The 11,965-nt window shown below is 71.9% G+C and carries 7 protein-coding genes; all 7 read left to right on the top strand.

Annotation, left to right across the window (positions count from 1 at the left end; translation table 11 throughout):
- Nucleotides 1-490: 490 nt before the first annotated feature.
- From AC5WRT_RS36235 to AC5WRT_RS36205, 7 genes are read left to right on the top strand one after another with little or no spacing between them, the layout of a single operon-like run.
- Nucleotides 491-1,258 (top strand): TauD/TfdA family dioxygenase, encoded by a 768-nt coding sequence (locus tag AC5WRT_RS36235; RefSeq protein WP_496100983.1) that lies wholly within the window; start codon nucleotides 491-493, stop codon nucleotides 1,256-1,258.
- Nucleotides 1,259-1,271: 13 nt separating this feature from the next.
- Complete coding sequence (locus AC5WRT_RS36230) at nucleotides 1,272-2,633, top strand: asparagine synthase C-terminal domain-containing protein (RefSeq protein WP_496098602.1); 1,362 nt, start codon at nucleotides 1,272-1,274, stop codon at nucleotides 2,631-2,633.
- Nucleotides 2,634-2,648: 15 nt separating this feature from the next.
- Nucleotides 2,649-3,431: an enoyl-CoA hydratase/isomerase family protein gene (locus AC5WRT_RS36225; RefSeq protein ID WP_496098601.1), complete on the top strand. Its 783-nt coding sequence runs from the start codon at nucleotides 2,649-2,651 to the stop codon at nucleotides 3,429-3,431.
- Nucleotides 3,428-4,891, top strand: coding sequence for a class I adenylate-forming enzyme family protein (locus AC5WRT_RS36220; protein ID WP_496098600.1), 1,464 nt, complete (start codon nucleotides 3,428-3,430; stop codon nucleotides 4,889-4,891). The genes AC5WRT_RS36225 and AC5WRT_RS36220 overlap by 4 nt, the downstream gene beginning before the upstream one ends.
- Entirely contained in the window at nucleotides 4,888-7,935 is a 3,048-nt protein-coding gene (locus AC5WRT_RS36215) for an AMP-binding protein (RefSeq protein WP_496100982.1), read from the top strand. Before AC5WRT_RS36220 ends, AC5WRT_RS36215 begins: the two co-directional genes overlap by 4 nt.
- Nucleotides 7,928-11,713, top strand: coding sequence for a non-ribosomal peptide synthetase (locus tag AC5WRT_RS36210; RefSeq protein WP_496098598.1), 3,786 nt, complete (start codon nucleotides 7,928-7,930; stop codon nucleotides 11,711-11,713). Before AC5WRT_RS36215 ends, AC5WRT_RS36210 begins: the two co-directional genes overlap by 8 nt.
- Complete coding sequence (locus AC5WRT_RS36205) at nucleotides 11,710-11,958, top strand: acyl carrier protein (protein WP_496098597.1); 249 nt, start codon at nucleotides 11,710-11,712, stop codon at nucleotides 11,956-11,958. Before AC5WRT_RS36210 ends, AC5WRT_RS36205 begins: the two co-directional genes overlap by 4 nt.
- Nucleotides 11,959-11,965: the final 7 nt, after the last annotated feature.

The following is an 11,965-nucleotide window of genomic DNA, read 5'->3' as shown; positions in this document are numbered from 1 at the left end:
GACGACGCCACTTTCGAAACACGCCCTAAAGGCCCGCTTGAGCATGGGGCCAAGGGCCCTCTACCACCGGCTTCGCTGTCGCCGTCCGCCTGTACGTTCCCGTGTGGGACAGCCTGCCGAACGGCCCGGTTCCGAAGTCCGTCCAGCGAACGACGGGAAACGAGCGGAGGACACACGAATTCTCCAGTGACGTCGCAGCCCTGCACGGGCATGGCCGGCAGGCCCTCGAGTCGTGGGGCGATCAGGTCGACTGGCCGACGGCGGGGCTCCCGCAGGACGAGTCCGGCGGGCCACTCGCCCGGCCGGTCCAAGCGCAGCCGCACGCCGCCGGCTCGCCGACAGGCCGCGTCGATGGTGCCGCACGTCGCCGGGGGTGCAGACGGTTCGAGTCCGGCCTGCCGCACCGTCGGATCGCCGTTGCCGCAGCAGAGATGTCAACCGAGTCGGTGCGGCAGCGCGTGCGTCGCATCAGATCGCTTTTGGAGTGGAAATGATCAACCGGCTCGACATGCGGGACATCGCCCGGCGCGCGGTCTGTCCCCCCGGACAGCACCAGGACTTCCAGAAGAAACTGGACGACTGCGGGTTCGTCGTCCTCGAGCCGGACGGAGCCGGCGACCACGGCCTCGACGGCATCATGGCGGGGCTGGGCGAACCGGTCTCTTACGGCTTCGGCACCAAGCTCGACCTCCAGCCGCAGGAGGACTCGGACAACCTGCAGTTCACCACCCGCGGGATGCCGCTGCACACCGACGGCCTCTTCAACGCCGGACCGGCGGTCAGGTACATCGGCATGCAGTGCGTGACGGCGCCCGAAGTCGGGGGCGAGACACTGATCGCGAGCAATGCCGCGTTCTTCGCCCATGCGCCGACCGATCTGCTCGAGGTCATGCGCGGCATCACCATCGAGTACCGCAACCGGATCTCCGGCTACTACCGCAACCGGCCGGAGGGGGACCACCCCAGGGTGGCCCCGATCCAGGACGATCCGGTCACCGGCACGACGAGGCTGGTCATCGGCCTCACCGACCCCGACGACCCGATGCGCACCCATGACGCGACGGTGGTGGGCCGCACGGGCCGGGAGAGCGCCGAACTGCTCGACCGGATCAAGGCGGTTCTGCACCGGCCGAGCGTGCTCCACGCCCACAAGTGGCGGGCCGGGCAGGTGATCGTCCAGGACAACCGCAAGGTCGTCCATGGCCGTGCCGCCTTCCCGAACCAGCCGCGCAAGCTGGTCCGACTGTCGGTCGCGTGAGAGGGACGGCCCGATGAACGCATATCCCTCGCTCCTGCTGGACGTACGCCACCAGGGCACCGGCCTCGTGGCACAGCTCGACGGCGCCGGGGAACCCGGCGGCACCGGGCGACTCGTGGTCGAGGAATTCGGCCGCGGGCTGCCGCTGCCCCCGGGCGGCCCGGACGACCGCAACACGATCGAGTGGACCGGTGACCGCGTCACGGTCCGCACCAGCCTGCTGAACCTCACACTCCTGCGCTACTGGCAGCAGCCGGGCACGGGCCGTGTCCTGATCGGAACCGACCTGGCCCAGCTCACCGCGCGAGCCATCGCGTGCGTGGGCGCGCAGTCCGATCGCGTGTCGCAGATCCGCGCCGTGCGCGCCTCGATCCGCACGATCGGCGGCGGTCGTACCGTCGTCTTCTCCCGCTCTGCGGACGGCGGCTCGACGGATGTCACCGAGACCGTGTCGAAGGGCTGGAAGGCCTCGCCCAGGACCGGCGAGAGCGCCGTGGAGGCCGGGGCCCGGCAGATCGAGGTGTTGCGCCGGGAAATCATCGCCTCCGGCACGCCGCGGCCCTTGACCGTCGTCGTCTCCGGCGGAGTGGACTCAGGGCTCGTCGCCGCGCTGGCGAAGCAGGCCGGGATCCTCGATCACCTCGCCACACTGGGCACCCCGTGGGGCGACGAGTACGCCGCCGCCGACGAGCTCGGCTCCCATCTGGGCATGGCGGTCGAGCACATCGTGCTCTCGGAGGAGGACATCCTCGGGGCGATCCCGGAGACCGTCCGGATGCTCGGCGTTCCGAACCGGGAGATGGTCGCCGGAGGAGTCAACCTCGTCGCGGTCTACCGGCAGGGCCGGATACCCGCCGGCACCATCCTGACCGGCATCGGCGCCGACTACATCAATTCCGGGCTCCGGGTCGAGGCGGGCACGGTACCCGATCTGCGGCGTGCCGTCGCCCAGTGCCTGGCCGACGGGGCCGGCGGCGGCGAGTGGACCGGCGCCGGGGCCGCGGCCCACGGTTACGCCCTGCGCCACATGTACTGGAACACTCCCGTCGTCCAGGCCGCCCTGGACACGGCCCCCGAGGTCATGCGCCATCGGGACCGGGAGAAGGGGCACATACGGGCCGCGGCGGAGGCGCTCCTCCCGCCCGAGATCGCGTGGCGGCCCAAGCAGGCCATGCACCACGGCAGCGGCGTCCAGCGCAATCTCGACGGCGCCGTCGCCCGTCTGACCGGCCTGGAGGCCGTCGACGTGGAGCGCTTCTACGAACTCGTCGCCACCGAACAGGCGGGTGCGCTGGTCGAGTCACCGCATGAGCCGATCGACCCTGACAAGTGCCTGCAGGCGGCGATCTCCGCCTACGTCCGTGCGTACCACTGAGAACAGGGGAAAGCCGTGTCATTGATCGACATCGAGGATGTCCAGGGAATCCGGATCCTGACCCTTGCCCATCAGAAGCCGACGAATCCGTTCGGCAAGGAGATGGCCGAGGCCTTCATGACCGCCCTGCGCGAAGCGGACGGCGACGACCGCGTGGGCGCGGTCGTCGTCAACGGCGGACGCGACCGGAGCTTCAGCGCGGGCGGGGACTTCAACGAGGTCATGCTGCTGGCGACGGACGAGTCGGTCGACGAGCTCATCGACTGGATCACCGAGCTCTACCTGACGGTCCTGGACGCGAGCAAGCCGACGATCGCCGCGATCGACCGCTACGCCATCGGCCTGGGATTCCAGCTGGCCATGATGTTCGACTGGAAGATCATGTCCACCCGGGCGAACCTGATCATGCCGGAGCTGGAGCACGGCATCGGGGCCTCCATGGGGGCCGCCGTCCTCTCCGCCATCAGCAGTTACGACATCGCCCGCCACGCCATCATGTCCTGCCGCCCGATCGGCGTGGACACCGCGCTTCGCTGGGGCATGGTGGACGAGGCCTGTGAGCCGGAGTTCCTGCTCGACCGGGCGACGCAGCGGGCACGGCGGATGGCGCGCTACCCCGACGTCGCGTTCTCGGCCACCAAGCATGTGCTCACCGGCCGACTGCGGGAGAGCCTGGAACAGACGCGCGAGGCCTCGAAGGCCGTGCACCGCAAGGCGTTCGCGGCGAAGGCGATGCACAACCACTTCCACAACGTCCTGGGCAGGAGCGCCAAAGCCGCGGTGGGCGCGACCTCATGACGCTGTATCAGCGACTTTGCGGTGTCGCGCGACGGCAGTCCGACGCGACGGCCGTGGTGTCCTACGACGGCACCACGGTCTCCTACGGCCGACTCGTCGAGACCACCGACGCCATCGCCGGCCGGCTCCAGGCCCTGCCGCCCGGCTCCGTCCTGGGCCTGGCGCTGGACGATCCCGTCAGCTTCCTCTGTGCCCACTTCGCCGCCGCCGAGCTGAAGTTGGTCGTCGTGCTCCTGGACAGCAGGGCGACGCCCGAGGAGACGGCGCGCCTCGCGGCCAGGTTCGACCTGGACATGGTGCTGCGCGACGGCCCCGGCGGCATCGGCTCCCTCGCACGGGAGTCGACCGCAGGAGGCGGCGAGGGTGTCTCCGGGCGGTCCGCGCACGCGGCGAAGACGCCCCACGCGTACCTGCCCACGGACTTCGTCGTGCACTGCACCTCGGGCTCGACCGGTGCGCCGAAGGGCATCGTGATGAGCCAGGCGGCCGTCATGGAGCGGGTGAGCCGCTGGGCGGGCGAGATCGGCCTGGGGCCGTCGGACGTGGTGCTGTGCGCGCTGCCGCTGTGGCACGGCCACGGAATCGACGTGCTGGCGCTGCCCAGCCTGCTGAGCGGGGCCAAACTCGTCCTCGCCCGCGGCTCGCACCTGACGGGCCGCGGCCTGGCACGCGCCCTCGCCGATCACGCGGTGACCGTCGTCAGCGGCCTTCCGGTGATGTACCAGATGCTCGTCGCGGCCGAGGCGGTCGCCCCCTCGATGCTCGAATCCCTGCGGTTCGCCCTCACCGGAAGCGCCCCCATCGCCCCCGACACCCAGGCGCGCTTCGGCGACCGGTTCGGCCTGCCGCTGCGCCAGGGCTACGGGCTGGGCGAGATCGGCATCATCACCTACGACTCCGACGGCTCGCGACCGGGCACGATCGGTCTGCCGCTCCCGGGGATCGAGTGGCGGCTGGAGCCGGTCGACGTGTTCGACGGCGACGAACGACTCTGCGAACTGCTGGTGCGCGGACCGGCCCTCGCCCGCGGGTACTACCGGGACCCGGCAGCGGAGTCGGCGATGTTCGTGGACGGTTGGCTGCGCACCCACGATCTCGTCGTACCGCGGCCGGAGGGCTGGTTCATCCGCGGGCGCAAGTCCACGTTCATCAACGTCACGGGCAACAAGGTCGCGCCGATCGAGGTCGAGACGGCACTGCGCAAGTGCGACGGCGTCATCGACTGCGGGGTCGTCGGGGTGCCCGACGGGACGGGCGGCGAACAGGTTGCCGCACTGGTCATGACCGAGCCCGGCTGCGATCCGAAGTCTCTGCGCCGGCAGGTCGCTTCGCAGCTGCTCCCCCACCAGCTGCCCCAGACGTACCGGTTCACCGCCGCGCTGCCGCGGACCCCGGTCGGCAAGACCGACTACGAGGCGGTCAGGCGCATCGTGGGCGACGAGGAAGCACGCGCGATATGACTTTCGCGGCAAGCACCGGCCTTCGACGCCCGGTCGCCGTCGATGAGCGGTCCACGCGTACCGCCGTGGAGTGGTACGGCCGGTCGATGACGTACGCGCAGCTGGAGGCCGCGGTCGCCACCCTGGCCGAGCGGCTCGCCGCGACCGGTGTGGCCCGCGCGAGTGTGCTGGTCATGGGCCCGCTGTCGCCCGCGTACCTGGTGGGGCTGCTGGCCGCGTGGCGCGCCGGCGCCGTGCCCGTGCCGGTGGACGCCGGCCTGACCGCGCAGCAGTACGCCTGGCTCGAGCAGCGCGCCTGCCCCGCCGCGGTGATCAGTCACGATCTCACCCCGGCCGGCCAGTATCGGGGGGCGGTCCGAGGAGTGACCGAGATCGTCGTGGACTCCGGCTCCGGCGCGATCCTCCTCGAGTCCGCCCCGCACACCGAGTGGCGCGGGCAGAGGTTTCCCGACCCGGACGCCGGCTATGTGATCCCCACCTCCGGCTCGACCGGGGAGCCGAAGGCCGTCGTCGGCAGCCGTCGCGGCCTGCATCTCTTCCTCGACTGGTTCCGCGACGAGTTCGAACTCACCGCGTCGGACCGGTGCGCTGCCGTCACCCGGGTGAACTTCGACCCCTCTCTGCGGGAACTGCTCGGCGTGCTCGGCGCGGGCGGTGTGGTGTCGCTGCCGCCCGTCGACGCGCAGCTCGATCTGCCGGCGCTGGCCGGCCACCTGGTCGACAGTGATCCGACGACGGTGTTCCTCGTCCCGTCCGTCGCGAGCCGACTGGCCGAGGAACCACAACTCGCGGCGGCCGGACTGCCGAGGCTGCGGCTGCTCTTCTTCGCCGGTGAGGTCCTCGGACGACGTGTGGTGGGGCAGTGGGCCGCCCTCGCACCCAACGCCGAGATCGTCAACCTGTACGGGCAGACCGAGGCGACGCTCGCGCAGCTGTACCGGCGCGACGTCCAGCGCCTCGACCACGAGGACGCGCAGTCGGTACCCGTCGGAGTGCCGCGCCCCGGCGTCGAGGTGGCCCTTCGCGACCTCGACGACACAGGAGTCGGTGAGGTGCTCGTCACCTCGCAGGCACCGGCCCTCGGCACCCTGTGCGCCGGCACCGGTGACCGGCACCGGACGGCTCCGTTCCCGGCCCCCCTGGCGACCGGCGATCTCGGTCGCCGGACCGGCGACGGCGCCCTGGTGATCGTCGGCCGGAGCGGCAATGACCTCAAGTACGGCGGTCGGCGAGTCTCTTTCCAGCCTCTGATCGACGACATCGAGGCGTTGCCCGAGGTACGGCAGTGCGTGGTCGTCGACCACGGCGGCCCGCAGCTCTTCGTCGTCACCGCGCGGGGCGCAGCGCCGGCCGAGGATGCGCTGCGCACCACGATCCACCGCCTCGGCCGCGGCCGGCGGCTGCCACGGTTCATGCTGCACCTGCGCACGGATGTGCCGATGCTGCGCAGCGGCAAGGTGGACCGGCGGGCCCTGCTCGCGTCCCTGGACCGGCTCGCCGCCTCCCCGTCCGAGGACCCCGCCGGTGCGACCGGGCTCGAGGTCGAGCGGCACCTGCGCGCCCTGCTGGGCGTCGACGAGGACACTTCGGGCCTGGTCGACGCCGGAGTCACCTCCCTGGAGATGCTCGCGGCGATGTCGCATGTCAACCGCGCCTACGGGATACGGCTGACCGTCGCGGAGGCCTTCGCGCTGCGCGATGTGGCGTCCCTGGCACGCGAGATCGACCGCAGACGCAGCCCGGCCGGCCCCGCCGCCGCCGAGACCTGCTGCCCACCCGCGGCGGCGGCGCCGGACCGCTATCCGCTGTCGTCCCGTCAGCTGGCGTACATGTGGATCTGCATGGCGGGCGGCAACGCGAACTGGTGCAACATCTCCCGTGAGATCCCCTTCGCACGGCGGCTGTCGGGGACGGCGCTCGCCGAGGCGCTCGGGTCGCTGCTCGTACGGCACGACGTGCTGGGGCTGGCGCTGACCGCCGACTGGCAGGAACAGACCTGGACCGCGCCGGCAGAGCTGTCCTGTGCGATCCGCGTCGTGGACATCGACGCCGAGGCGGACTCGCCGGCCTTCCGCGAGAGCGTGCAAGCCGCGCGTTGCGCGCTGGTGTCCGAGCCGATCGACCCCGAGGCGGCGCCGCCCGTCCGGGCCGCGCTCGTCCGGGGGGCCACGGGAAGTTCGGTCCTCCTGGCCGCGCATCACCTGTTCGTGGACGGGCCAGGCCTGGACACGCTGGCCGGCGAGCTGCGGGCCGGGCTGTGCGGCCGGGGCCCGGGCCCCGTGGCGGACCAGGGCCACGGCGGCTACCGGGCGTTCTGCCTCACGACGGCGAGGGTGCGGGAACCGGGCCGGGCGGCCGCGTACTGGCGAAGTCTGCTGGACGGTGTCACCCAGGTCGAACTGCCCGAAGCGGGCGGACCCGACGGGGCGCAGGGCGAGCTGCTCTCCCTGCCCCTGGGCACCGTGTGCACGCGTCACGTCCACGCGATCGCGCAGGAACTGGGCGTATCCGCGTTCACCGTCGCTCTGGCCGGCTTCGAGCGGGCGGTCGCCGCCACCTTCGGTCTCGACCGTCCGGCCGTCATCGTGGTGAGCCAGAACCGTGGCGAGACCGATGCCGCCGTCGTCGGGAACTTCACCACGACCCTGATCGTCCGCGGACCGGGAGCACCGTCACTGCGGGACAACATCCGTGCCATGGCGCGTCAGCTGGCAGACGGCGCACGGTACGGCGACTGGGAGTTCGACCAGCGTGTCGCCGGTCTGGGGCTGGGTGCGACGGACCGCTTTCCACTGTCCACGGTCCTTTTCAACCAGCGGCCGATGCCACGGGACCTGCGTGCTCGCGACCTCGGGGCCTGGAGCCCCAGGTCGCTCGGCCGTGCGCTGCGCTACCAGCTGCAGGGGGAGCTTCAGATGTCCGGGCCCGAGATGGTCATGACGTACTACTACCGCAAGGGAATCTCCCGCGCCGATGTGATCGGGCGCGTCCACCGCGAGCTGCTGCGGGCAGTCCGCACGGACCGGGAGACAGCCCGTGACTGAACACCTGGAGACGATGGCGTGGCCGGCCTTGCCCGCCCCGGGAGCGGCGGACCACGTGCTGGGACCGCTCCAGCGCGCCTATCTGATCGGTGACCAGGACGGGCTCGAACTGCGCAGTCCGGCCCGGTACTACGTCGCCTGCGAGCTGCGGGTGTCCGCCGTGGACGCCGTCCAACGGCGCCTGGACCGTCTGGTACGGGAGAACCCGGTCCTGCGCACGCGCGTCGGGGACGACCTGGCCTGGACGCCGGTCGGCGAGGAAGCGGTCGTGCCGGTCGACGTGCTGGAGACGACGGAGGCCGGCTTCGAGGCCGTCGACAGCGGTGTCCGCGACGAGTTCCGCTCGGACGCACTGGAATTCGGCGTCTGGCCCCAGCTGCGCGTCACCGTGGTGCGTTCGGCACGGCGGGCGCGTATCCACCTCGTCTACGCACTGTGGCTCATGGACGCTGCCTCACTCGCCCGGTTCCTGGAGGGACTGGTCCACGACGCCGACGGCGTGGCAGCAGGCCCCGAGCCCGCCCTGCCGTCCGGCCGGCGCCGGGCGCGCGACGAGCGGTACTGGCGCGAGGTCGCGCCGACGCTGCCGGAGGCCGCCGAGGTACCGCTGCGGCCCGACTGGCGGCACGCGGGCCGGGCCGTCACGCACCGGATGCTGCGCCTCGACCGGCCCACGACGCGAGCGATCACCGAGCGGGCCGAGCGGCACGGTCTGACCGTGCCGATGGTCCTCCTCACGGTGTACGGGAAGCTCCTCGGCGCCGTCGGCGGCGGCCGGCCGCACACGCTCACCCTCGTGCTCTCGCAGCACGACCCGCAGGCCGGCGACGGGCCGCTCGGCAACCATGGCATCCCTCTCCCGGTGGCGATACCCGCGCCCGAGGGGCGCGACTTCGTCTCGCTCGCGCGGGAGGTGCAGGGCCGCGTTCTGGAACAGTCGCTGCACTCCTCGCTCAGCGGGCCCGAGATCCTCCGCCTGGCCGACCCGGCCGCCGACCGGCGCCGACTGCTGTACCCGTTCGCGTTCACCGCGTTCGAACTCGATGCGCCCCGGGAAGCGGCGCTCGGCCTGCGGCGGGACTGGGACACCGTGCAGCTGCGCGTGCCACAGGTCCTGCTGGACCACCAGGTCGGCGTGGACCGCGACGGCACCATCCGGCTGGGCTTCGACTGGCGCACCGACGCGTTCGACGAAGGCTTCCTCGACGACTTCGTCGCCCAGTACGCCCAGGCGGTCGGCCGGCTGGCGGCCGGTGCAGCCGACTGGACCAGCCGGGGCGGCCGCACGCTCCCCGTGGCCGAGCGCGTCCGCCCCGCGCGACAGGGGGGAGCGACGCTGCAGCAGCGGGTGCTCGAGACCGTCGAGCGGATGCCCGAGGCGCCGGCGGTCCGGGACGGCGACGGCGAGCTGACCTATGCGGCACTGGCGGACGCCGCCGCCGAGGTGGCGCGGCGGCTGGTGGCCGCGGGTGCCGTCACCGGCGACCACGTCGCGATCCATCTGCCGCGCGGCCGCGGCCAGGTCGTGGCGATCCTCGGTGCGCTGCTCGCCGGCTGCGTCTACATCCCGCTGGACCGGGGGCTGCCCCGCGGGCGGCTCGACCGGATCACCCGTCAGGCCCGGCTGCGCTTCGCGGTGACCGCGGACGAGCGGAACGCCGCCGATGACTGGCACCGGCGCGCGGTGCGGACGATCACTGTGCCCACGGCGGCCCCCGGGAAGCGCAGGCTGCCGGACCGTGGCGCGCCCGACGTCGCCTACGTGATCTTCACATCCGGGTCGACGGGGGAGCCGAAGGGCGTGGTCATCCGCCACGGCGCGGTGCTGAACACCATCGACGCGATCAACGATCTGATCGGGCTCGGGCCGTCCGACAGCGTGCTCTCGGTGTCCTCGATCGGCTTCGACCTGTCGGTGTACGACGTCTTCGGTCCGCTGCTCGCGGGCGCGGCGGTGGTCATGCTGCCCGAGGACACCGCGCGCACCCCGTCGGCATGGACGAGGATCGTCACGGAGCACTCGGTGACGATCTGGAACTCGGCTCCGGCACTGGCCGCCCTGCTCGCGGAGGAGGGCGGCGCCCTTCCGTCGATCCGGTCCTTCCTGCTCAGCGGAGACTGGATCCCGCTGCACCTTCCCGCCGGGCTGGAGCGACTGTCCGCCGGGGCGGAGGTGATCAGCCTGGGCGGTGCGACGGAGGGCTCCATCTGGTCGATCCACCACCGGATCACGCCGGCCGACCGCACCGGCCGGTCGATCCCGTACGGGCGGCCGCTGGCCGGCCAGGACATCTTGGTGCTGGACGCCCAGCGCAACGTGTGCCCGGACTGGCACATCGGCGAGATCCACATCGCGGGCCGCGGAGTCGCCGACGGCTACCTGAACGACCCGCAGCGGACCTCGGAGGCGTTCGTCGACGACCCGGAGCACGGCTGGATCTACCGCACAGGCGACCGCGGTCGCCGCGGGCCGGACGGTGTCGTCGAACTCCTCGGCCGCATCGACACCCAGGTCAAGGTCAACGGCTACCGGGTCGAACTGGGCGAGATCGAATCACTGCTCAACGCCATGAACCATGTACGCCAAAGCGCGGCGTGCGTCCCGCAGGACGGTGGCGGTGTGCTCGCCCACGTCACGCTGACCCCCGATGCCCCCTCCGACTGGCATGAGCGCAGCCTCGCCGCACTGCGCGACGAACTGCCCTCGTACATGGTCCCCCACACACTGGTCGCCCTCGACGAGATCCCTCTGACCGCCAACGGCAAGGTCGACCACCGTCGGCTGCGCACGGTGGCGCCCGCCGCACCGGCGGCAGCCGTGCCGCTCGACGGGGGGCCGCACGCCCAGGAGGTGGCAGCCTGCTGGACGGAGGTCTTGGGCAGGGCGCCCGGAACGGAAGGGTTCTTCGAGTCCGGCGGCAGTTCCCTCGACGCGATCCGGCTGTTGTCGGTGTTGCGCAGCAGGTTCGGGTACGACATCGCGCTCGGGCGCTTCCTGGCGAATCCGACGGTGACCGGCCTGGCGAAGTTGTGCCGGACCGGACGCGGGCGGGCACGCGAGGCGGTGTGGAGCTTCACCCCGCGCTCGGTGGCGGATCCGCGCGGCAGGGTGATCTTCTTCCCGCCCGTCGGCGGCGGTGTCGCCTGCTACGCCGGGCTGATCCGGAGTCTGCCGGGCGACCTCGACGTCCATGTGCTGGGCCTCGACCGGCCGTTCGAGGCGCCCGGGTCGCCGGCCCCGACCCTGGCCGCCGCGGCGGACGCCTGCCTGCGCCGTCTGGCGGGGCAGATCGACGACCCCGGTGTGCCGTGCGTCCTCGTCGGCTGGTCGTTCGGTGGCGCGCTCGCCGTGGAGGCCGCGCGGGCGGCGACGTACCCGGTCACCAGGGTCGTCGTGATCGACACCCCCGTGTCGGCGGCGGCGCGCCACTGCGCGGACGCCGAGGCGGTGATGGTGTCCGAGTTCGTCCACGACATCCGGCAGACGGGCGGGGTGGTGGTCTCGGCGCGGGCCGTGAGCAGCGACCCGGCACTGCGCCGGAGGTTCGAGGTGTACCGGCAGAACAAGCTGCTGCTGCGCGACTGGCAGCCGAGCCCCGTACGGGTTCCCGTCGTCCAGTTCCGCGCCGGCGAAGAGCCCGCGGAACCGGACCCGGAGGCCTGGCGGGGATGGGCACCGACGCTGCGCACCGTCGCACTGGCCGGTGGGCATTTCGACGTGTTCGAGGCGGAGAACCTGCGGCACGTACACAACGAGATCGAGGGCGGATGGCAGTGAACGAACCAACGGTGATCAGCAGGATCGTCGATCAGCTGCGGCAACAGGGCTACGGGGTCGGTCCCGACGAGTACGACGCGGACCTCATCGGCGCCGGTCTCAACTCGGTGAACATGGTCCGGCTGCTGTCCGTCCTGGAGGAGGAGTTCGATGTCGAGTTCGCCGTCGCCCCGCTCTTTCGCGAGCCGGTGACCGTCGCACGCCTCGCCACGGAGATCGTTTCGCAGTACGCGGTCGGAAGGTGATGCTGCC

The sequence above is a fragment of the Streptomyces sp. NTD91 genome, from assembly GCF_059510455.1.
This window is presented reverse-complemented; position numbering and strand designations above follow the sequence as displayed.